The following is a 22,137-nucleotide window of genomic DNA, read 5'->3' as shown; positions in this document are numbered from 1 at the left end:
CATCCAGAAAGGGCAATCTAGATGATTTGCCGCGCGTGAAAACCGCCATGCGCGGCTTTGTCGCCGCATATGCGGTTTTCCTAACGAAAAAGCCGGGCTGAACCCGGCTTTTTCAAGGTCGTCAAGACGAGATCCGGTTTATTGAGCAGGCGCCGGTGCCGGGGCGGCCGGAGCTGGTGCGGCGGGAGCCGCAGGCGCCGCTGGCTTGGCAGGAGCTGCGCCTTCGGCCGGCTTGGCCGGTGCGGCCCCTTCGGCGGGCTTGGCGGGGGCGGATGCATCGGCGGCAGCGCCCGGCGCGGGCAGCGGCTTGGGATTGTCCGACAGCGTGCGCAGATAGGCGATGACGTTGGCGCGGTCTTCTTCCTTCGGCAGGCCGGCAAAGCCCATCGCCGTGCCTTTCACGAATTTTTTCGGCGAGGTGATGAAGTGGTTGATGTTGTCGTAGGTCCACTTCTCGGTGCCGCCCTTGGAAAACTCCTTCATGCCGGCCGAATAGGCGAAGCCCTCATGCTCGGCGACCGGGCGGTCGATGAGATCCCACAAATCCGGGCCGACCTTGTTGGGGCCGCCCTTCTCGCCGGAGTGGCAGGCCTGGCATTTCTTGAAGATGGCAGCGCCCTGTTCGGCACTTGCGTTGGCCAGAAGATCCGCGATCGGCTTTTCGGCGGCTGCCGGAGCGGCGGGGCCGCCCTCGGCGGGCTCGGCGGCCTCGATGGCGAAGCCGGGCTTTTCCGGAGCGGGCGAGGCAAACAGCGCGTCCGACACGATGCCGACCGAGAACACCACGAAAACGGTTCCGAGCAATCCGGCGAGCAGCTTGTTGACTTCGTTGGAATCCATACGCCCCTTGCTCCCTTTTCCGGCGGACCGATCCGTCCACTCCGTCCGTCGGTATCGAGACCTGCCCTCCAGAGCCGGTCAAATCGCGCGGAAACTAGGTCTTTTGCTCCGGCGTTGCAACACCTATAAGGGCGCTTCCAGTGAGACCTTTTGCCACTTTCCCCTCCTCGTTTCGAACGCCCGCCAAACCGATGTCCACCTTGATCCTGATCCCCGCCCGCATGGCCTCGACCCGGCTCCCGGGCAAGCCGCTGGCCGACATTGCCGGTGCCCCGATGATCGTCCATGTCGCGCGCCGCGCCGCCGAGGCCGGGCTTGGCCGTGTGGTGGTGGCGACCGACACGCAAGGCGTGGCGGAAGCGGTGCGCGCGCATGGTTTCGAGGCGGTGATGACGCGCTCGGACCACGAATCGGGTTCGGACCGGATATTCGAGGCCCTGACGGTGCTGGATCCGGCAAACAAGGTCGAAACCATCGTCAATGTGCAGGGTGACCTGCCGACCATCGATCCCGCGATCATCGTGGCCTCGCTCAGGCCCTTCGAGGACAAGGCGGTGGACATCGCCACGCTCGGCGTCGAGATCGAGCGCGACGAGGAAAAGACCAATCCCAACGTCGTCAAGATCGTTGGCTCGCCATTGTCGGCCACCAGGCTGAGGGCGCTTTATTTCACCCGGGCCACCGCGCCCTGGGGCGAGGGCGCGCTCTATCATCATATCGGTCTCTATGCCTATCGCCGCTCGGCGCTCGAGCGCTTCGTGGCGCTCAAGCCGTCGCCGCTTGAACGCCGCGAGCGGCTGGAGCAGTTGCGGGCGCTGGAAGCCGGCATGCGCATCGACGCCGAGATCGTGCGGTCGCTGCCGCTCGGCGTCGACACGCCGCAAGACCTGGAACGGGCCAGAACGATCCTTTCAAACTGAGCGCCGAACCGACACCCCTTCAACGAGAATTGGCCATGCCTGAAAAGACCAACAGAATATCCTTCCAGGGCGAGCCCGGCGCCAATTCCGACACCGCCTGCCGTAACGTCTATCCCTCGATGCAGCCTTTGCCATGCCCGACCTTCGAGGACGCGTTCAACGCGGTCGAGACCGGCAAGGCCGATCTCGCCATGATCCCGATCGAGAACACCATCGCCGGGCGCGTCGCCGACATTCACCATCTGCTGCCGGAATCGAGGCTGCACATCGTCGGCGAATATTTCCTGCCCATCCATTTCCAGCTGATGGTGCTGCCAGGTGTGAGGCGTGACGAGATCAAAACCGTGCACAGCCACATCCATGCGCTCGGCCAGTGCCGCAAATACGTCCGCAAAAATGGCTGGAAGGCGGTTGTCGCCGGCGACACGGCGGGCGCGGCCAAGATGGTCTCCGAGGTCAAGGACCGCACCATGGCCGCCCTGTCCCCGGCATTGGCCGCAACGCTCTACGGCCTAGACATCATCGAGGAGAATGTCGAGGACACCGATTCCAACGTCACGCGCTTCGTCGTCCTGACCAAGAACAAGCAGTGGGCCGAACGCCCGTCGCCTGACGCCAAGATGATGACGACGTTCATCTTCCGCGTCCGCAACGTGCCGGCCGCCCTCTACAAGGCGATGGGCGGTTTCGCCACCAACGGCATCAACATGACCAAGCTCGAGAGCTACCAGCTCGGCGCCTTCACGGCGACACTGTTCTACGCCGACATCGAGGGCCACCCCGACGATCCGCTGGTCGAGCTGGCGCTGGACGAGCTTCGCTTCTTCTCGCGCGAGGTGCGGATCCTCGGCGTCTATCCGGCGAGTGAGTCACGCGAGCAGTGGAAGGTAGCGGATTGAGCTACCAGCCAAGGGGCACATAGTCGATCTCCATGAAGGTCTCGACTTCAGGAATCCAGCGGTCGCGCACGAAGGCGACGTGGTCGGGATGGTCGTTGTACCTGGTATAGGCGGCCTGGTCGGCGAATTCCATGGAGAAGCCGAACTGGTAGTCGTTCTTGGGGCTGACCTGACGCAGCTGTTCGAAATGGGTGACGCCCCTGATCGCCGAGAGGATTTTCCTGGCGTCGACCAGGAACCTTTTTTCCTCCAGCGAGTGCGGCGGATGCTTCAGCGTGAACACGACGGTATGGCGGATCATTTCCCTCTCCTGATTTCCATTATTCGCTGTCGACCCAGGCGCGGATCAGGTGATGCGCGATGGCTCCCTTCGGCGGCGTGATCAGATTGCCCGGATGCTCCCTGGCCAGCATCAGGCGCACCTCGTCGCGCAAGAACCAGCGGCAGTCTTCCAGCTCGTTGAGGTCGGCCTGGATGTCTTCATTGAGCGGCTCGCCGAAGCAGCCGATCATCAGCGAATAGGGGAATGGCCAGGGCTGGCTGGCGTGGTAGACGACGCGGCCGAGCCGGATGCCGGCCTCCTCCAGCGTCTCGCGGCGCACCGCCGCCTCGATCGTCTCGCCCGGCTCGATGAAGCCGGCAAGGGCGGAGTACATGCCCGGCGCGAAATGCCGGCCGCGCCCGAGCAGGCATTTCTCGCGCGTCGCCGTCAGCATGATCGCCACCGGATCCGTGCGCGGAAAATGCTCGGTGCCGCAATTCGGGCAATGGCGCTTGTAGCCGCCGGCCCGCATTTGTGACTCGGTCCCGCATTTGCTGCAGAAACGATGGCTGGCGTGCCAGGCGAGCAGTGCGGCGCCCTGCGCCATCGCTCCGGCGGCCGCTTCGTCGATCAGGCCTTGCATGTAGACCGAGCGGTAGTCGATGGCCTTGACTGTTTCGGGAAGCTGTTCCGGCTCGAGACCGGCGGTCACCGCCAGCACCGGGCCCTGGTCGGAGAATCCAAGCAGCACACCGCTGCCGGGCAAGGTCTGGAAGGGCAGGCTTTCGGCGACGCCGAACCAGGGATCGAAGCTGCCGTCACGAACCTTCAGGTAGAGCCGGCCGCCCTGCATCAAAAGCAGCCTGGTTCCGGGATCGGCGAGCGCTTTGTCGACCGAATCGTCGGCGCGGTTCTCGGATTGTCGGTCGATACTGTTGCCGGCGAAGCCGACGAATTGGCTCGGCTCGCGCAAGGGCGCGTCAAACAGGCTAAAGCTCATGCGGACTCTGGGCGTTCGGGATGGACATGTTCGGGATGGACACGGGAAGGCTTATAGCGCCGCCCTTATCGTTTCGGCAAACCGGCGCAGCTCGGAGCGCTGATAGGGCTCGCGCAGGCCGTGTCCCCACACCGGGCCGGGCCAGCCGGGATCGCCTTCCGAACGGGCGATGACGTGGATGTGCAGCTGGCGCACGATGTTGCCGAGCGCGCCGGTGTTGATCTTGGTGCAGCCGGTCACCTTCTTCAGCGCCTGCGCCACCATATTGGTCTCGAAGGTCAGCATTGTCTGGTCGAGCGGCGTCATGTCGTGGATTTCCTCCACGCCCGGCCGCTGCGGCACCAGAAGCAGCCATGGCCAGCGGCGGTCGTTCATCACGCGCAGTTCACACAGCCCAAGCCACATCAACTGCTCGCTGTCCGCCTCCAGCCGGGTATCCAGCGTGAATCCGGCCTTCAGGCCCGGCAGCATCGGCGTTTCCCTTGCTTTTGGTGTTTTCCTCAGAGTCATGAACGCTAGAGCGGCTGCATCGAGGCTGCAAGCGAATCTCGTGGCTGGTGCAGCCGATTTGCCTGCGCCCTTGCATTTCGTCGCCGAATTGCCGATATGGACGGAGGGAGGTTGGTGGTGGACGATCCACTCGCCAACCGGGTCAGGTCCGGAAGGAAGCAGCCCTAACGAGCCCGGAACGGGTCATTGTTCCAGCCTCCCACCTCATCGGCCCTTCTCGCGACGTTGACGACGCATTGCAGCGCGGGCGAAACTATGCGCAGGAATCGGCCGCCTTTTGGCGCGGCCATTTGGAGTTTTGCGGGCGAATGAGCGAAGCCGGAAATTCGGGACCAAAAAGCCTGGAGATAGGCAAGGCTGGCGCCTATCGCGTGCTGGCGCGCAAGTACCGTCCGGCGAATTTCTCCGAACTGGTCGGCCAGGAGCCGATGGTGCGCACGCTCACCAACGCTTTCGCCACCGGCCGCATCGCCCAGGCCTGGATGTTGACCGGCGTGCGCGGCGTCGGCAAGACCACGACCGCGCGCATTCTCGCGCGGGCCCTGAATTATAAAACGGCAACAATCGACCAGCCTTCCGTCGACCTTGCCGTGCTCGGCGAGCACTGCCAGGCGATCATGGAAGGCCGCCATGTCGACGTCATCGAGATGGATGCCGCCTCGCACACCGGCATCGACGACATCCGGGACATCATCGAACGGGTGCGCTACGCGCCGGTCTCGGCCCGCTACAAGGTCTACATCATCGACGAAGTGCACATGCTGTCGACGCAGGCCTTCAACGGCCTGTTGAAGACGCTGGAAGAGCCGCCGCCGCACGTCAAGTTCATCTTCGCCACCACCGAAATCCGCAAGGTGCCGATCACCGTGCTGTCGCGCTGCCAGCGCTTTGACCTGAGGCGCATCGATGCGGCTGTGGTGAAGGCTGATCTCGCCCGGATAGCGGGCCTGGAAGGCATCGAGGCGGAAGACGACGCGCTGGCGATGATCGCGCGCGCGGCCGAGGGGTCGATGCGCGATGCTCAATCGATTTTCGACCAGGCCATCGCGCATGGCGGTGGTGCGGTCAGCGCCGAAGCCGTGCGCGCGATGCTGGGTCTCGCCGATCGCGCCCGCGTCGTCGATTTGTTCGAACATGTCATGAAGGGTGACGTTGCCGCGGCACTGGCGGAATTGCGCGCGCAATACGACACCGGCGCCGATCCGGCCGCCGTGCTGACAGACCTTGCCGAATTCAACCATCTCGTCACCCGGCTGCGTTTCGTTCCGGCCGCCGCCGACGACGCGGCGCTGTCGCAGGACGAGCGCGAGCGCGGCGCCGATTTCGCGCGGACGCTCTCGATCAAGGTGCTGTCGCGGACGTGGCAGATGCTGCTCAAGGGCATCCCGGAGGTGCAGTCGTCCAACCGCCCTGTAAGTGCCGCCGAGATGGTGCTGATCCGGCTGGCGCATGCGGCCGACCTGCCGACGCTGGACGAAGCATTGAGATCGCTGGAGAACGGCCTGCCGGCGCCGGGCGCCGCGCCGCGTTCGAACGGCGCGCCGGCGAGCCCCGGTAATGGCGGCGCTCCTGGTGGCAACGGCGCCAGCGCAGTGGCGCAGGCGCGCATGCCCGGCGGGTCGGGCGGCGCGCAGACCATGCGGCTGGTGGAAGCCGCGCCCGCTCCGGCCGCCTTCATTGCGCCTGTGCAGCCGGCGCCGGAGGCGCAGCCAATACCGCTGAAATCGCTGGCCGATATTGTCGCCCTTGCCGACGCGCAGCGCGACATCGCCTTCAAGGTGCTGGTCAAGCGCTGCATCCGCCTCGTGCGCATCGAGCCCGGCCGCATCGACGTCAGCCTGACCGACGATGCGCCCAAAATGCTGCTTAACGATTTGACGACCAAGCTGCGCGCCTGGACCGGTCGCAACTGGCTGGTGTCGCTGTCGAAGGAAGAGGGCGGCCAGACGCTGGCCGAAATGGAATCGACCAGGCGCGAGAACGCTTTGCTCGACGCCAAGAGCGATCCGACGGTCGCCGCCATCCTGGCGCGTTTTCCCGGCGCCAGGATCATCGACGTGCGCATCCCCGACGCGCCGGAAGCCGACGCGGTCGAAGCCGAAGTGCCGGTCGAGCCGCCGGCGGACGACGACGAACCCTGACGAAACCACGACTCTGCAAAGGATCGGACCATGAAAGATCTTCTCGGCCTCATGGGCAAGGCGAAGGAAATGCAAGCCAAGTTCCAGGCTATGCAGGACGAAATCGCCACGGTCGAAGCCGTCGGCCAGGCCGGCGGCGGCCTGGTCATTGTCACGTTGACCGGCAAGTTCGAGATGAAGTCGCTGAAGATCGACCCGTCTCTGTTCAAGGAGGATGAGGTGGAGATCCTCGAAGACCTGCTTCTGGCAGCTCACAATGACGCCAAGGCCAAGGTCGAGCAGATCATGCAGGAAAAGACCAAGGCGCTGACCGCCGGCCTGCCGATTCCGCCGGGAATGAAACTGCCGTTCTAGATGCATGTCGCCCAAGAGTGTGCGACGGTTTTGGGGATAACGACATGCATAAAGCCAAAGACTAGTTGGCCATGGCCGAAGAGCCGTCCGAAAGGCTGATCGAGCAGCGTATCCGCAACAGGATCTACGAGATCCTGGAAATCCTGGCCGATTCTGATGCCGGCGTCGATCTCGTCGGCATCAAGGGCTATTTCAACCTGTTCGAGGATTTCGTGCATCGCCCCTCGATCGAAGCCGGTACTTCGGCGCTCTCGAAGGAAGAACGCGCCATCGTGCTGGAGATCGCGGATTTCCTGGAGGCTGCCGGGGAGGCCAACCCCGATTTCACCAGGTCCGAGTTCATCGACAGCGACTGGCCGGGAAAGATCGCGCCGGTCGCCCGCAATGCGCGAGCATTGTTCCTGAGGCGCGGGCTGTTCTCGGAGAAATTCGAAGAAATTGAGCCAGGACGGCCGGCTGCGATTTCAGCCGGGCGATAATGCATGTCGCCCAAAAGCGGTCTCGGCATGGACAAGGGCGTGCATAAAACAAAGGCTTGAAGCCCGGATCTTGCCACGTAACTGTGCCAGTTTGGCAACAGCATCTCACTAATAACGTTTTAGCCATCATTTCGCCCGAAAGTGTCTCATTCTTGCCGCAGCCTGGGGGCGGGCATCGAAGTGAGAGGGTTACCTGTTGATTGCCACGCGATGGAAGACGCCGCTGTTGCTCGGCGTCGTCACGTCTCCCCTGTTCCTGGCCGCTTGCAGCCAGACCGCGTCACACGGCATGTCCAGCCTGACCGACGCCATCACGCCGAGTTTCCTGAGCTCCCGCGGCTACCACACGCCGAAGGATAGGGAATGCCTGGAAAGGGCGATGTTCTTCGAATCCAACCGGTCGAGCCGCGATGGCATGATCGCCGTCGGCACTGTCGTGATGAACCGGCTGCGCTCCGGCAAGCATGGCGACACCATCTGCGCGGTGGTGGGCGAGCGCGGCCAGTTCGCGCCCGGCGTCATGACCAGGCCGATGAATTCGCGTGCCATGCCCGATGTCGAGGAAGCCGCCGACGCCGTGCTCAAGGGCGAGCGCAAGGCCAAGCTCAAGAACACGATGTATTTCCACACCGCGGGCCTGCGCTTCCCATACAAGAACATGCATTACACCATGGTCGCCGGCGGCAATGCATTCTACGAGAAGCGCGGCCGCAACTGGCAGCCGCTGCCGGACGAGCCGACGGTCGCGGTCGCCTCGGCCGAGCAGCCAGCAGCCCTGCCCGGAGTTGCCGCGACTCGTGTTGCTTCCGCCGAGCCGGCGGCCAAGACATCCGATCGCACCGCTGCGGCGTACGTGACTGCCGCGGCGGAGCCGATGCACTCCGGCAAGGCGGCCCAGCAGACCTACGTGACGGCATCGGCTGCGCCGGCCGCAAAGTCTGCGCGCGTCCAGGAAAAGCCGACGATGGTGGCGATGCAGGAGCCGATGGAGGAACCGGACGCCGCTCGTTTTGGCGGGACCTTGAACACGAAGGTCATTTCCTCGGTGCAGGGCGCGCCGCAGGAAGCGGCGATGGGATTCCAGTCGACGCCTGAGAACACCGATGCCATCGGCGCGATGATCGTCAGCCAGAGCCGTCCGCTCGAAACCAACTGAGGCGGGCCGCACTTGACGGCCTGCCGGTGCTGGTTGGAGACGCGGTCCGGACGCAAAACCGCTTCGCACTTTTCGCGGAATTGCTCTAGATCAGGGCAATGTCCAAGCGAATCGCGGGTCCCGAGATCGAACGCCTGATCCAGCTCCTGGCCAAAGTGCCGGGGCTCGGTCCCCGCTCGGCCAGGCGCGCCGCGCTGCATTTGATCAAGAAGAAGGAACAGCTGCTGTCGCCGCTCGCCGCCGCCATGGGCGAGGCGGCCGACAAGGTGCGCATTTGCTCCACCTGCGGCAATGTCGACACGTCGGACCCCTGCATGATCTGCACCGATCCGCGCCGTGACGCCGGCACGCTGATCGTCGTCGAGGACGTCTCTGATCTGTGGGCGCTGGAGCGGGCGGCGGCGATGAACGTGCGCTACCACGTGCTGGGCGGCACGCTGTCGCCGCTCGACGGCATCGGCCCCGATCAGCTCAACATCCGCTCATTGGTCGACCGCGTCGCCGGCGGCGAGGTCAAGGAGATCATCCTGGCCGTCAATGCCACGGTGGAGGGCCAGACCACGGCCCATTACCTGACCGATCAATTGTCCGGTTTCGAGGTGAAGATAACGCGGCTGGCGCATGGCGTGCCGGTCGGGGGCGAACTCGACTATCTCGACGAAGGCACGCTGGCGGCAGCGCTGCGCTCCAGGACGGCGTTTTGACGCGATTGCGGGGAAGGATGCTTGTCACGGTGATCCCGCATCCTCAAAAGTTGGCGTTCCGTGGCGCCCCCCTCTGTCCTGCCGGACATCTCCCCCTCAAGGGGGGAGATTGGCAATTTCGCAGCCGGCATCTCCTTTTCAACGGCGGTGTTTGGCGAAGGCAGAGACAACGGTCGATCTCCCCCCTTGTGGGGGAGATGGCCGGCAGGCCAGAGGGGGGCGCCAAGGAACGCGGCCTCCGCAAGTTCTGCTTTGCGTTTTTCCTGGCGATACTGGCTGCACTGTTCCTCTCCACCTCCGCCTCGGCCGCCAAGATCGACGACCAGTTCCGCGCCTGGCTCCGGAGCGATCTGTGGCCTGACGCCAAGGCCAAGCGCATTTCCAAGCAGACCTTCGATGCCGCTTTCGACGGTGTCAAACCCAATCTCAAGCTGCCCGATCTTGTCATGCCCGGCGAGAAGCCGAAGACGCCGCAGAAGCAGCATCAGGCCGAGTTCGGCTCGCCCGGCGCCTATTTCGCCGAGAAGACCATCCGCGCCGTCACATCGGGCGGGCGGACGCGCGCGGCGGCCAACGCCAGGACGCTCGCCGCGATCGAAAAGCGCTATGGCGTGCCGGGCGAGGTCCTTTTGGCGATCTGGGGTCGCGAAACAGGATTCGGCGCGGCGAAGATGCCTTACGACGCCTTCGAGGTGCTGGGCACCAAGGCGTTCATGTCGACGAGGAAGGACTTCTTCCGCACCGAGCTGCTGGCGGCGCTCGAGATCGTCGAGCGTGGGCTGGCCCCGGTGGATGCGATGAAATCGTCCTGGGCCGGCGCGCTCGGCCAGCCGCAATTCATGCCGACGTCGTTCCTCAAGCATGCCGTCGATTTCGATGGCGACGGGCGCGTCGACATCTGGAGCTCGACGCCTGACGTGCTCGCCTCCATCGCCAACTATCTCGTCCATTATGGCTGGGTGAGGGGACGTGGCTGGGGATTCGAAGTGACCGTTCCCGAGAGCGTCTCCTGTTCGCTCGAAGGCCCCGACCAGGGCAAGACAATCTCGCAATGGGCCGCAATGGGCATCAAGCGTGTCGGCGGCAAGGCATTCCCGGCGAGCGAGCTGAAGGCCGAGGGCTTCCTGCTGATGCCGGCCGGCCGCAGCGGCCCGGGCTTCATCGCCACGCCCAATTTCTACGTGCTGAAGCAATACAACACCAGCGACCTCTATGCCCTGTTCATAGGCCATGGCGCCGATCGCATCGCCCATGGCGATGCGAATTTTTCCGGCAACTGGGGCGCGGTCGGTGACCTCCACCGCTCCGATATCGCCGCCCTGCAGCGGGCGCTGGAGGCCAAGGGCTATGATGTCGGCAGCGCCGACGGGCTGCCCGGCTTCAAGACCCGCCGCTCGATCGGCGCCTGGCAGGAAAAGAACGGCAAGCCCGCCACCTGCTTTCCCGATGCCGGCCTGGTCGCTGCTCTGAAGTAACTCTCAAGTCAGGGTTTTTTCTCGACTGCCGGCCTCTGTTGGCCTTCGCATGCTCCCGCTCGCCCGCCTGCCACTATGATCCAGTGAGCCGACGCATAAATGCTCGTTGCCCGCCGCGAGGCCGCCGGATATGCTGTTGACCAACTGGACAAAAACCACGACGGTAAGTGGTCAAAGGGGGCCCTTGTCGGCCTGGAAAAACACCGCAACCCTGAGCCGGGAACTCAGGTCAACAAAACAGGGAACAATCACCATGATGATGGAAAAGCTTGCTCTACGATCCCGCATTCTGCTTGCGGGTGCCGCAATGTCGGCGCTGCTTCTCGCGGGAGCGCCGGCTGGCGCGGTCACGCCAGCCGACACGCTGGTCGAAGGCTTTGCCATCGACGACATCATCTCCATGGATCCGGGCGAGGCGTTCGAGCTGTCGACCGCCGAGGTCACCGGCAACACCTATGACCTGCTGGTCCGGCTCGACCTCAGCGACACCTCCAAGGTCAAGGGCGACCTCGCCGAAAGCTGGACCGTCTCGGACGATGGCCTGACCTACACGTTCAAGCTCAAGCCCGGCCTGAAATTCGCCTCGGGCAACCCGATCACCGCGGCCGACGTCGCCTATTCGTTCGAACGCGCCGTCAAGCTGGACAAGAGCCCGGCCTTCATCATCGACCAGTTCGGGATCAGCGGCGACAATGTCGCCGAAAAGGCCAAGGCGGTCGATGACACCACCTTCCAGTTCATCGTCGACAAGGCCTATGCGCCGAGCTTCGTGTTGAACTGCCTGTCGGCCACCGTCGCCTCGGTCGTCGACGCCAAGCTGGTCAAGGAACATGTCGCGGCGGTCACGCCGAGCGCCGACTACAAATGGGACAATGATTTCGGCAATGCCTGGCTGAAGACCGGCTATGCCGGCTCGGGCGTCTACAAGCTGCGTGAGTGGCGCGCCAACGAGGCCGTCGTGCTCGAACGGAACGACAATTACTACGGCGAAAAGGCAAAGCTTGCCCGCGTCATCTACCGCAACATGAAGGAAAGCTCAGCACAGCGCCTGGCGCTTGAGGCCGGCGACATCGACGTCGCCCGCAATCTCGAGCCGAACGACCTCGACGCCATTGCCAAGAACGCCGACCTCACCACAACCAGTGCGCCGAAGGGAACTGTCTACTACATCAGCCTCAACCAGAAGAACCAGAACCTCGCCAAGCCCGAAGTCCGCCAGGCCTTCAAATATCTGGTCGACTATGACGCGCTGAGCTCGACCATCCTCAAGGGCATCGGTGAAATCCACCAGACTTTCCTGCCCAAGGGCGTGCTCGGAGAACTGGACAAGAACCCGTTCAAGCTCGACGTCGCCAAGGCCAAGGAACTGCTGGCCAAGGCAGGCCTGCCCGACGGCTTCAGCGTGACCATGGATGTGCGCACCGGCCAGCCGACAACCGGCATGGCGGAATCGATCCAGCAGACGCTCGGCCAGGCCGGCATCAAGCTTGAGATCATTCCCGGCGACGGCAAGCAGACGTTGACCAAGTACCGCGCCCGCAACCACGACATCTATATCGGTCAGTGGGGCCAGGACTATTTCGATCCGAACTCCAATGCCCAGACCTTTGCCTCGAACCCGGACAATTCGGATGAGGGCAAGTCCAAGACGCTGGCCTGGCGCAACGCCTGGGATATTCCGGACCTGACCAAGCAAACCGAAGCCGCTTTGCTGGAGAAGGATTCGGGCAAGCGCGCCGACATGTACAAGGATCTGCAGCAGAAGATCCTGGACACCAGTCCCTTCGTCATCATCCATCAGCAGCTGGAAGTCGCCGGGTTGCGCAAGAACCTCAAGGGTTTCGCGCTCGGCCCGAGCTTCGACACCAATTTCGTTGGGCCGGTTTCCAAGGAATAGCGCCGGCGGATGAGCGTAGCTGAAAATCAGGCGGCGGCAGGGCGCGGCAGCGCCCGCGCCGTCACCATTTTCTCATCGATCGGCCGCTTCCTGGTGATCGCGATCACGACCTATCTCGGTCTGCTCGCGGTGACCTTTTTCATCGGCCGCGTCATCCCCATCGACCCGGTATTGGCCGTGCTCGGCGACCGGGCGCCGGCCAATGTCGTGGAGCGCACGCGCCGCGAGATGGGTCTCGACCTGCCGCTGATCGAGCAGTTCTACATTTACGTCAAAAATGCTCTCAATGGTGATTTCGGCACCTCGGTGCTGACCACCAATCCGGTCATGACCGACATCCGCCGCGCCCTTCCGGCAACCACGGAACTGGCGACGTTGGGGACACTGATCGGCGCGCTGTTCGGCGTGCCGCTGGGTGTGCTGGCTGCCGTCAGGCGCGGCAGCCTCATCGACCAGGTCGTCCGCGTCATCGGCCTGATCGGCTATTCCGTGCCGATCTTCTGGCTTGGCCTGCTCGGGCTCGTCCTGTTCTACGCCAAGCTGCAATGGGTGGCTTTCCCGGCGCGGCTCGACGTCGTCTACGAATACACCTTCACGCCGATCACTGGCTTCTACCTTCTCGATTCGGCGATGCAGGGGCAGTGGGATGTCTTCTGGGACGCGTTCCGCCACATCATCCTGCCGGCCTCGCTGCTCGGCTATTTCTCGCTCGCCTATATCAGCCGCATGACGCGCTCCTTCATGCTCAACGAACTCACCCAGGAATACATCGTCGCCGCGCGCGCCAAGGGCCTGTCGGAAACCCGCATCATCTGGGCTCATGCATTGCGCAATGCCGCCGTGCCGATGGTGACAGTGATCGCGCTCTCCTATGCCGGGCTGCTCGAAGGTTCGGTGTTGACCGAGACGGTCTTCTCCTGGCCCGGCATCGGCCTCTACATCACCAATTCGCTGCAGAATGCCGACATGAACGCGGTGCTCGGCGGCACCATCGTCATCGGCTCGGTGTTCATAGCCATCAATCTTCTGTCCGACCTGCTTTACCGCGTGCTCGACCCGAGGACCAAGGTAAGATGAGCAGAGGAATCCCACTTTCAGGCTCGGCTGCGGCCCACCCCGGCCCTTCGGGCCACCTTTCCTCTCCCCCGTCGAACGAGGAAGAGATGGTCTGCGAAGCAGACCGGAGTGGGGGTCGACAGCGCCAAGAGGCATCGTCATGACCGCCTCCGACGCCGCCCCCCTCTCCCGCCGCGACTGGCTGCTCAGCGAGCGGCCGGCCTCGCGCATACAGGCGAGGCTCGGCCGCGCCTATGTCGCGTGGCGGCGTTTTTCCGCCAATCGGCTGGCCTTTCTCGGCCTGCTCATCATCATCGCACTGCTGGTCATTGCCGCCCTTGCAGGGGTACTGGCGCCTTATTCGCCGACTTTCGGCGATCTGAAGAATGCGCGCCTGCTGGCGCCAAGTGCTGAGCACTGGTTCGGCACCGACGATCTCGGCCGCGATATCCTCTCGCGCATTCTCTACGGCTCGCGCTGGACGCTCTATGTCGTCATCCTGGTCGCCATCATCGCCGCCCCCATCGGCCTCGTGGTCGGCACCGTCGCCGGCTATGCCGGCGGCTGGACCGATGCCATACTGATGCGCATCACCGACATCTTCCTCGCTTTCCCCAAGCTGATCCTGGCGCTGGCCTTTGTCGCGGCCCTCGGCCCCGGCATCGAGAACGCGGTGCTCGCCATCGCCATCACCTCCTGGCCGCCCTATGCCCGCATCGCGCGTGCCGAAACGCTGACCGTGCGCAATTCCGATTACATCAAGGCGGTGGAACTGATGGGGGCCTCGCCCTTCCGCATCGTGCTGCGCCACATCATGCCGCTCTGCATCTCCTCGCTGATCATCCGCGTGACGCTCGACATGGCCGGCATCATCCTCACCGCCGCCGGCCTCGGCTTCCTCGGGCTCGGCGCGCAGCCGCCGCTGCCGGAATGGGGCACGATGATCGCTTCGGGCCGCCGCTTCGTGCTCGACCAATGGTGGGTGGCCGGCGCGCCGGGCTTCGCCATCCTGATCGTCAGCCTCGGCTTCAACCTGCTTGGTGACGGCCTGCGCGACGCGCTCGACCCGCGGAGCGGCGACCAATGAACGGCGAAACGAGGACACGGCCGGAACGCGCATTGCTCGAAGTCGACGATCTGCGCGTCACCTTCCCGACGCGCACCGGGCTGATCGAGGCGGTGCGCGGCGTTTCCTTCTCGCTAGGCCGCGAGCGGCTCGGCATCGTCGGCGAGAGCGGCTCGGGCAAGTCGCAGACCGGCCGTGCCATCATGGGGCTGACGCCGCCCCAGGCGCGGATATCGGCGAAGAGGCTGGCTTTCGACGGCATCGACCTTCTGGCCGCATCGCCACGTGAGCGCCGCGCGCTGCGGGGCAATCGCATCGCCATGATCCTGCAGGATCCGAAATATTCGCTCGACCCGGTGATGAGCATCGGCCGCCAGATCGTCGAGACGCTGCGCACCCATGAGAAGGTCTCCAAGGCCGAGGCGCGGGAGCGCGCGCTGGCCATGCTGGAAGCCGTGCAGATCCGCGACCCCCGGCGTGTCTTCGACCTGCATCCGCACGAGGTCTCCGGCGGCATGGGCCAGCGCGCCATGATCGCCATGATGCTGATCGCCGGGCCGGAAATGATGATCGCCGACGAGCCGACCTCGGCGCTCGACGTCACCGTGCAACTCGACGTGCTCGGCATTCTCGACCGGCTGGTCGGCGAGCGCGGCATGGGGCTGATCTTCATCTCGCACGATCTGCGCCTGGTCTCGTCCTTTTGCGACCGCGTCATCGTCATGTATGCCGGCAAGGTGGTGGAGCAGCTCAAGGCCTCCGAACTCGGTCGCGCCCAGCATCCCTACACGCGCGGCCTGCTCAACTGCATGCCCAAGATCGGCGCCGATCGTCACCCGCTGCCGGTGCTCGACCGCAAGCCGGAGTGGGCGGCATGACATCAGCAATCGCCGTCGACGGGCTGGAGGTCATCTTCGACCGCTTTCGCGCACTGAAGGGCGTCAGCCTGGACGTGCAGCCGGGCGAATCCTTCGGCCTGGTCGGTGAATCCGGCTCCGGCAAATCGACGCTGCTCAGGGCGATCGCCGGCCTTGCGCCGGTCGCTTCGGGCAGCATCGCGGTCAACGGCAAGAAGCTCGGCGCGCGCCGCGACAAGGCCTTTTACCGCGAAGTGCAGATGGTGTTCCAGGATCCGTACGGTTCGCTGCACCCGCGCCAGACCATCGACCGCCTGCTGCAGGAGCCGCTCGCCATCCATGGTTTTGACGACGGGGAAAAGCGCATCCAGCGGGCGCTCGACGAGGTCGGTCTCGGCAACGGCTTCCGCTTCCGCTACTCGCATCAATTGTCGGGCGGCCAGCGCCAGCGCGTGGCGATCGCGCGCGCGCTCATCCTCGAACCGTCGGTCCTGCTGCTCGACGAGCCGACCTCGGCGCTCGATGCCTCCGTGCAGGCCGAGGTGCTCAACCTGCTCGAGGAGGTCCGCCGGCGGCGCAAGCTCACCTTCCTGATGGTCAGCCACGACCTCGCCATCATCACCCATATGTGCGAGCGCCTGATGGTGATGCAAAGCGGCGAGGCGGTGGAGAATTTGACGGCGGGTGACTTGGTCGAGCGGCGCGTGACGAAGGATTACACGCGCAATCTCTTGCGGGCCAGCGACGGGTTTGTGAGGGTGTAGCTGAACTTTCAACGCGACGCTGATCGCCCCTTGTCTTCAGGCCCTGCCGCTTTCCGGGATGGCATCATCGGCCGGCGCAGTGCTTTCCTGCCCTCGCTTCGGCTCCTTGATCCTGAACCACGTCACATAAAGCGCCGGCAGGAACAGCAGCGTGATCGCAGTACCCGCGATGATGCCACCCATCATCGCGTAGGCCATCGGTCCCCAGAACACTTCGCGCGCGATCGGGATCAGCGCCAGGCTGGCGGCGGCGGCCGTCAGCGCGATCGGCCGCATCCGGTGTTCGGTCGCCTCGATAACGGCGGCCCAACGGTCCTTGCCCTCCGCGACAAGGTCCTCGATCTGCACGATCAGGATGACCGAGTTGCGGATCAGGATGCCGATCAGGGCAAGCACGCCGAGGATGGCGACGAAGCCGAGCGGCGCGCCGCTCGGCACCAGGGCCGCCACCACGCCGATCAACCCGAGCGGCGCCACCGCAACGACCAGGAACAGGCGCTGGAAGCTCTGCAGCTGGACCATCAGGATGGTTGCCATCACAAACAGCATCAGCGGCACGACGGCCGCTATCGGCCCCTGGCTCTTGGCGCTTTCCTCAACGGAGCCGGCGGTCTCGATCGAATAGCCCGGCGGCAGCTTGGCGATGAAGGCATCGACCGAAGGCTTCAATTCGTTGACCACCGTTGCCGGTAGAACGTCGCCGACCAGGCCGGCCCGCACCGTGATGGTCGGGATGCGGTCGCGTCGCCACACCGTCGGCTGTTCGAGCTCGTAGCGGAAGTTGGCCACCGCCGCGAGCGGGATGGCCTCGCCGGTGCTGGTCGGCAGTTGCATGTTCTGCAACGTCTCGATCGAACCGCGTTCGGCCTCGCGCGAGCGCGCCACCACATTGATCAGATAGGTGGCATCGCGCACTTGCGTGATGGTGGCGCCGCCGACGGTGCTGTTGAGCGCGCTGGCGATGTCGGAGGAGGTGATGCCGAGCTGCCGCGCCTTGTCCTGCAGCACGTCGACCCTGAGCACGCGCTGCGGCTCGTTCCAGTCGAAGGTCGGCGCGGCGAGTTTGGGATTGGCTGAAATCACGCCGGCGAATTGCTGCGCCAGCGAGCGCACCGTCTGGATGTCGGGCCCGCCGACGCGGTACTGCACGGGGCGGCCGACGGGCGGTCCGAGTTCGAGCAGCTTCACGAAGGCGTCGGTACCGACGAATTCCTCGCGCAGCAGCTTTTCCAGCGCCGGCTTCACCCGGTTGCGCGCCTCGATGCTCTTGGTGACGATGACCGTCTGGCCGAAATAGGGATTGGCCGGTTGCACGTCATAGGCGAGCACGAACCGCACCGCGCCTTGGCCGATATAGGACGAGAAATGGTCGATGTCGGGATTGCCGACCAGCGCCCGCTGCTCGAACCGCTCCATCTGCTCGCGCGTGTCGGCGATCGAGGAATTCTGCGGCAGGTTCCAGTCGACGATCAGCTCCGGCCGGTCCGAGGGCGGGAAGAACTGCTGCTGCACCAGGCCGAAGCCGGCGATCGACGCGGCAAACAACAGCACCGTGGCGATGATGGTCAGCCAGTGATGGCGCACCGAGCCGACAAGGGCACGCCGGAACAGCGAGGTGAAGCGGCCCGGCTGGTCGTGATGCTTCGTCTTCATCGTCGCCGGCAGAATGGTGACGCCGAGCAGCGGCGCGAAAAGCACCGCCACGATCCACGACACCAGCAGCGACACGGCGATGACGACGAACAGGGTGAAGGTGTATTCGCCGGCGGCGCTGTTGTTGAGGCCGATCGGAATGAAGCCCGCGACGGTCACCAGCGTGCCGGTCAGCATCGGGAAGGCGGTCGATGTGTAGACATAGGTCGCCGCCTTGCGCAGGCTATCACCGACCTCCAGCCGCGCCACCATCATCTCGACCGCGATCATCGCGTCGTCGACCAGAAGCCCGAGCGCGATGATCAGCGCACCGAGCGAGATGCGCTGGAGCGAGATGCCGAGATAGGACATGACCGTGAAGGTGATGGCCAGCACCAGCGGGATCGACAGCGCGACGACGAAGCCTGCGCGCATGCCGAGACTGATGAAGGACACGGCCAGCACGATGGCCACCGCCTCGAACAAGGCGCGCGTGAAGCCCGAGACCGCTTCCTCGACGATGACCGGCTGGTCGGCGACCAGATGCACGCCGACGCCGACCGGCAGGTCTGCCAGCACCTTGTTCATCGCCTCATGCAGCGCCTCGCCGAATTTGAGCAGATTGGCGTTGGGCTTCATGCCGATGGCAAGCCCGATCGCGTCCTGGCCGTTGAAGCGGAACAGTGCCGTTGGCGGATCGGCATAGCCGCGCGTGATCGTCGCCACGTCGCTCAGCCGGAAGAAGCGGTCGTTGACGCGAAGATTGATGGCGCGAAGGCTCTCTTCGGAGGTAAACTGGCCGCCGACCCGTACGCTGATGCGTTCCGGGCCGGACTGGATGACGCCCGACGGCGTGATCGCGTTCTGCGCCTGCAGGCTTGCCACGATCGCCTGCTGGTTGAGGCCGAGGGCCGCGATCTGGCGGGTCGAGAATTCAAGATAGATCGCCTCGTCCTGGGCACCGACCAGGTCCACCTTGCCGGCATTCGGCACGGTCAGGATTTTTGTCCTGACATCCTCGACATAGTCGCGCAGCTGGCGCGGCGTCAGCCCGTCCGACGTAAAGGCGTAGATGTTGCCGTAGACGTCGCCGAAACGGTCGTTGAAGAACGGTCCCTGGACGCCTTGCGGGAACTGCGCCTTGATATCGTTGACCATGTTGCGCACCTGAATCCAGTTCGGCACGACGTCGCGCGCCTTGGTGGTATCCTTCAGGTTGACGAAGATGACGGTCTGGCCCGCTGTGGTGACGGATTTGGTGTAGTCGAGGCTGTCGAGTTCCTCGAGCTTCTTTTCGATGCGGTCGGTCACCTGCTGCACCGTCTCCTTGACCGAAGCGCCGGGCCAATTGGCCTGGATGATCATGGTCTTGATGGTGAAGGCGGGGTCTTCCTCGCGGCCGAGGTTGAGGTAGGAGAAGATGCCGGCCGCAACGAAGACCAGCATGAAATACCAGACCATCGAGCGGTGGTTGAGCGCCCAGTCGGAGAGGTTGAAGCCCTTCATGAGGCCCCTCCCGCGGGCAGTTTGACCTTCTGGCCTTCGGTCAGGCTGTGGACGCCGGCGGTGACGACGCGCATTCCCGCTTCCAGTCCCTGAGCCACCGTGAAGGTTCCGCCGTTCCTGGAGGCAACCTTGATCTCGCGCGTGCTCACGCTCGATGTCTGCGCATCGACGATCCACACCCTGTCGGAGCCGTTCCTCTGGAAGAGCGCCGACAGCGGCAGTTCGATCGTCGGCTCCACCGTGGTCATGCGCGTTGCGGTCACGGTCGAGCCGAGCCGGAAGGCCTGCGGCGGATCGGTAAGCGTCAGCCGCACGCGCCGCGTGCGCGTCGAGCCCTCGGCCTGCGGCGCGATCTCGCGCAGCTTGGCCTCGGTCCGGATCGTCGGCAGCGATTGCAGGATGACCTGGAACGGCGTGCCGGCCGTGAGATCGCCGGTCAACTGGTCTGGAATATCGACCACCGCTTCGCGCGGGTCCGAGCGCGCCACGGTGACGACCGTCTGGCCGGGGGAGACCGTCTGGCCGACCTCGGCGCCGACAGCCGTGACGACGCCGTCGAAATCCGAGAACAGCCTGGCATAGCCGAGCTGCTCCTGCGATTTGGCCAGCGAGGCCTTGGCCCGCTCGACACTGGCCTCGGCCGCCTTCCTCGCCTGCTGCGCGGCATCGAACACGGCTTGCGTGGTGTTGGCGCTGGCAAGCAATTGGCGCTGGCGCTCCTCGCTGGCGGCGGCGTTGGCAAACTGTGCCTCGGCATTGGAGAGCTCGGCCTTGGCCGCCTGGACGGACAGCTCCAAGGCGGTCGGGTCCAGTGCCGCGATCGTCGTGCCCTTGCTGACGATGTCGCCGACATTGACGTCGCGGGACACGACCCGGCCGAGCAGGCGAAAGGCGAGATCGGCGCTGACCTGCGGCTCGACCGATCCGGCGAAGCCGAAGACCTGCGTGGTGCGCGGCTCGACCACCACCGACAGCACCGGCCGGATGATCTCCGGCGGCTTCTCCTCCGATTTCGAGCAGGCGGCGAGCGCGCCAAGCGCGATCACGCCAAGCAGGAGGCGCGGCAGCCGGCTCATTGGCCCGCTCCCGATATCTCGATTTTCTGACCCGCACTGAGCAGCTGTCCGCCCGCGGTGACGACGCTTTGGCCCTCCTCCAATCCCCTGGCGATGACGACGGTGCCGGAATTGAAAGCCAGCACCTCGACCGGTGCCATCGTCACCGTACCGGTCGAGGGATCGACGATCCAGACCGCCGGCTTGCCGGCGCTGGACGTCAATGCCTGCCAGGGCAGCAGGATCGCCTTGGCCGGTTTGGCGCCGACCGAGCCGATGACGGCCGCGCCCAGCGGCATGCCGGCGGGCGTATCGGCAATGCCGACCTTGACCCGGATCGAGCCCGACGCCGGATCGACCGCCGGGGAGATTTCGCGCACCTTGCCCGTTGCCCTGATCTGCGGGTCGGACAGGAGCGTGATCGTCACCGCCGGCGAGGTCGGCGTCCTGGCGATCAACGTCTCCTGGACGTTGAACACCGCGTCGCGGTCGCCGTCCTCGGCGACGGTGAAGACGGTCTGCGCAGCCTGCACCACCTGGCCGGTTTCGACCTGGCGGGCGGTGATGACGCCCGCGGCGCCAGCCTTGAGTTCGGTGAAGGACAGGTTCTGCTTGGCATTGGCGAGCGCGCTCTGCGCCGCGTCGAGGCTGCCTTGCGCCACCTTCAATGCCTGATCGGCGGCGTCATAGTCGCGCCTGGTGGTGTAACCCTGGGCAAGCAGCGTCTTTTGCCGCTCGAAGGCGGCGGCGGACTGGGTCAACTGCGCTTGCGCCGCGTCGAGATCGGCCTGCGCCGAGCGCAAATCGGATTCCTGCTCCTGCGGGTCGATGCGGGCAAGCACCGCGCCCTTGTCGACATGCTGGCCGACATCGGCAAGCCGTTCGGCGACGCGGCCGCCGACCCGGAACGACAGATTGTTCAGCGTGCGCGCCGCGATCACCCCGGTCAGCGCGGTTCTCGGCGCATAGTCGGCCATCGCCACGGTCTCGGTGCGCACCATGATCGGCAGCTTTTTTTCCGCCGCTTCCTGTTTCTGGCAGCCGGCCAAAAGCAGGACGGCCGTGCAAGTGAAAAGCGCTACGCCGATGGAAAAAGTCGAAAAATTGGAAGGTTTGACCGATGGCGGCGAGACGGACGATGTCGCGTTCCTGCTCATGGGTTCCCTCAGCCGCAGGCCGCTCGCCGATCGCGATGCCTCGCGGATCCCGGCACGATAGTCGATCTCCCGAAAAAGGAAACCGGACTCGTACCCGTGTCAGGCATCCGACTCGGGTTTGCAAAGGCCTGACGACGGCCAGTCCCGGCCGGGCAGCTTTTCGTGATAGGAATTTTTTCCTTGACGAGGTGAAGGCAACTATGATAGATATTTGGATATGGTGCTGAGTTGCGCCAGGGACCCGCCGCACAGGCGGGTTTTTCCGTTCAATGATCCTCAACAGCGCGCCGCGAAGGCTCCGAACCCGTTAACGCAGTCCGTTGCCCTGGTACGGATATCGCCGGCTGGTCAGGCGCGATACCTCAGGCCCAATCGCCTGCCGGCGGTGCCGACTTGAGGAAAGCATG

Annotated in this window: 21 protein-coding genes and 1 other RNA gene; 15 read left to right on the top strand and 7 right to left on the bottom strand. The window is 64.6% G+C overall.

Annotated features, from left to right (window positions below; translation table 11 throughout):
* Positions 1–138: 138 nt before the first annotated feature.
* Positions 139–840, bottom strand: coding sequence for a c-type cytochrome (locus LB541_RS09705; protein ID WP_140496880.1), 702 nt, complete (start codon positions 838–840; stop codon positions 139–141).
* 191 nt (positions 841–1,031) lie between these two features.
* Between LB541_RS09705 and LB541_RS09700 the strand changes: the two genes are divergently transcribed.
* Both LB541_RS09700 and LB541_RS09695 read left to right on the top strand, forming a co-directional pair.
* Entirely contained in the window at positions 1,032–1,760 is a 729-nt protein-coding gene (locus LB541_RS09700) for a 3-deoxy-manno-octulosonate cytidylyltransferase (protein WP_140496878.1), read from the top strand.
* A 35-nt stretch (positions 1,761–1,795) separates the two neighbouring features.
* Positions 1,796–2,659, top strand: a complete 864-nt coding sequence (locus LB541_RS09695; RefSeq protein WP_140759418.1) for a prephenate dehydratase — start codon at positions 1,796–1,798, stop codon at positions 2,657–2,659.
* A 1-nt stretch (position 2,660) separates the two neighbouring features.
* Here the strand turns inward: LB541_RS09695 and LB541_RS09690 are convergent, their stop codons facing one another.
* Genes LB541_RS09690 through LB541_RS09680 form a run of 3 tightly spaced genes read right to left on the bottom strand, consistent with a single transcriptional unit; the run spans position 2,661 to position 4,392 of the window.
* Complete coding sequence (locus LB541_RS09690; RefSeq protein ID WP_140496873.1) at positions 2,661–2,960, bottom strand: Dabb family protein; 300 nt, start codon at positions 2,958–2,960, stop codon at positions 2,661–2,663.
* A 19-nt stretch (positions 2,961–2,979) separates the two neighbouring features.
* Entirely contained in the window at positions 2,980–3,921 is a 942-nt protein-coding gene (gene nudC, locus LB541_RS09685) for an NAD(+) diphosphatase (RefSeq protein ID WP_140496871.1), read from the bottom strand.
* A 51-nt stretch (positions 3,922–3,972) separates the two neighbouring features.
* The gene (locus tag LB541_RS09680) at positions 3,973–4,392 is read right to left on the bottom strand and encodes an HIT family protein (RefSeq protein ID WP_140556749.1); all 420 of its coding nucleotides are present in this window, start codon (positions 4,390–4,392) and stop codon (positions 3,973–3,975) included.
* 145 nt (positions 4,393–4,537) lie between these two features.
* On the opposite strand from LB541_RS09680, the gene ffs reads away from it, so the two are divergent.
* From ffs to LB541_RS09620, 12 genes are all read left to right on the top strand, one after another.
* Positions 4,538–4,634: signal recognition particle sRNA small type (gene ffs, locus LB541_RS09675), an RNA gene on the top strand.
* Between the two features lie 105 nt (positions 4,635–4,739).
* Positions 4,740–6,572, top strand: coding sequence for a DNA polymerase III subunit gamma/tau (locus LB541_RS09670; protein ID WP_140559691.1), 1,833 nt, complete (start codon positions 4,740–4,742; stop codon positions 6,570–6,572).
* 30 nt (positions 6,573–6,602) lie between these two features.
* Positions 6,603–6,926: a YbaB/EbfC family nucleoid-associated protein gene (locus LB541_RS09665; protein ID WP_140496865.1), complete on the top strand. Its 324-nt coding sequence runs from the start codon at positions 6,603–6,605 to the stop codon at positions 6,924–6,926.
* Positions 6,927–6,997: 71 nt separating this feature from the next.
* Positions 6,998–7,405, top strand: coding sequence for a hypothetical protein (locus tag LB541_RS09660; RefSeq protein WP_140670846.1), 408 nt, complete (start codon positions 6,998–7,000; stop codon positions 7,403–7,405).
* A gap of 196 nt (positions 7,406–7,601) precedes the next feature.
* Positions 7,602–8,561: a cell wall hydrolase gene (locus tag LB541_RS09655; protein ID WP_224618229.1), complete on the top strand. Its 960-nt coding sequence runs from the start codon at positions 7,602–7,604 to the stop codon at positions 8,559–8,561.
* 98 nt (positions 8,562–8,659) lie between these two features.
* On the top strand, positions 8,660–9,265 hold the full coding sequence (gene recR / locus LB541_RS09650) for a recombination mediator RecR (RefSeq protein WP_140513120.1): 606 nt from the start codon (positions 8,660–8,662) through the stop codon (positions 9,263–9,265).
* 197 nt (positions 9,266–9,462) lie between these two features.
* Entirely contained in the window at positions 9,463–10,740 is a 1,278-nt protein-coding gene (locus LB541_RS09645; RefSeq protein ID WP_140674078.1) for a lytic murein transglycosylase, read from the top strand.
* Positions 10,741–10,993: 253 nt separating this feature from the next.
* Complete coding sequence (locus LB541_RS09640) at positions 10,994–12,637, top strand: ABC transporter substrate-binding protein (protein ID WP_140496855.1); 1,644 nt, start codon at positions 10,994–10,996, stop codon at positions 12,635–12,637.
* A gap of 9 nt (positions 12,638–12,646) precedes the next feature.
* On the top strand, positions 12,647–13,714 hold the full coding sequence (locus LB541_RS09635; protein ID WP_140564874.1) for an ABC transporter permease: 1,068 nt from the start codon (positions 12,647–12,649) through the stop codon (positions 13,712–13,714).
* Between the two features lie 139 nt (positions 13,715–13,853).
* Positions 13,854–14,780, top strand: a complete 927-nt coding sequence (gene nikC / locus LB541_RS09630; RefSeq protein ID WP_140559687.1) for a nickel transporter permease — start codon at positions 13,854–13,856, stop codon at positions 14,778–14,780.
* Positions 14,777–15,637 (top strand): ABC transporter ATP-binding protein, encoded by an 861-nt coding sequence (locus tag LB541_RS09625; RefSeq protein WP_140513126.1) that lies wholly within the window; start codon positions 14,777–14,779, stop codon positions 15,635–15,637. The genes nikC and LB541_RS09625 overlap by 4 nt, the downstream gene beginning before the upstream one ends.
* Entirely contained in the window at positions 15,634–16,380 is a 747-nt protein-coding gene (locus LB541_RS09620) for an ABC transporter ATP-binding protein (RefSeq protein WP_140629819.1), read from the top strand. Before LB541_RS09625 ends, LB541_RS09620 begins: the two co-directional genes overlap by 4 nt.
* Before the next feature lie 36 nt (positions 16,381–16,416).
* Here the strand turns inward: LB541_RS09620 and LB541_RS09615 are convergent, their stop codons facing one another.
* Genes LB541_RS09615 through LB541_RS09605 form a run of 3 tightly spaced genes read right to left on the bottom strand, consistent with a single transcriptional unit; the run spans position 16,417 to position 21,574 of the window.
* Positions 16,417–19,518 (bottom strand): efflux RND transporter permease subunit, encoded by a 3,102-nt coding sequence (locus LB541_RS09615; protein WP_224618228.1) that lies wholly within the window; start codon positions 19,516–19,518, stop codon positions 16,417–16,419.
* Positions 19,515–20,594, bottom strand: a complete 1,080-nt coding sequence (locus LB541_RS09610; RefSeq protein WP_140556731.1) for an efflux RND transporter periplasmic adaptor subunit — start codon at positions 20,592–20,594, stop codon at positions 19,515–19,517. The genes LB541_RS09615 and LB541_RS09610 overlap by 4 nt, the downstream gene beginning before the upstream one ends.
* The gene (locus LB541_RS09605; RefSeq protein ID WP_224618227.1) at positions 20,591–21,574 is read right to left on the bottom strand and encodes an efflux RND transporter periplasmic adaptor subunit; all 984 of its coding nucleotides are present in this window, start codon (positions 21,572–21,574) and stop codon (positions 20,591–20,593) included. Before LB541_RS09605 ends, LB541_RS09610 begins: the two co-directional genes overlap by 4 nt.
* Here LB541_RS09605 and LB541_RS09600 point away from each other — a divergent pair.
* Positions 21,573–21,791, top strand: coding sequence for a hypothetical protein (locus tag LB541_RS09600; protein WP_224618226.1), 219 nt, complete (start codon positions 21,573–21,575; stop codon positions 21,789–21,791). The genes LB541_RS09605 and LB541_RS09600 overlap by 2 nt on opposite strands.
* Positions 21,792–22,137: the final 346 nt, after the last annotated feature.

It is taken from the genome of Mesorhizobium sp. BR1-1-15, from assembly GCF_020165475.1.
Taxonomy (GTDB): Bacteria; Pseudomonadota; Alphaproteobacteria; order Rhizobiales; family Rhizobiaceae; genus Mesorhizobium.
The sequence above is the reverse complement of the archived record's forward strand: the minus strand, read 5'-3'. Positions and strand labels throughout refer to the sequence as shown.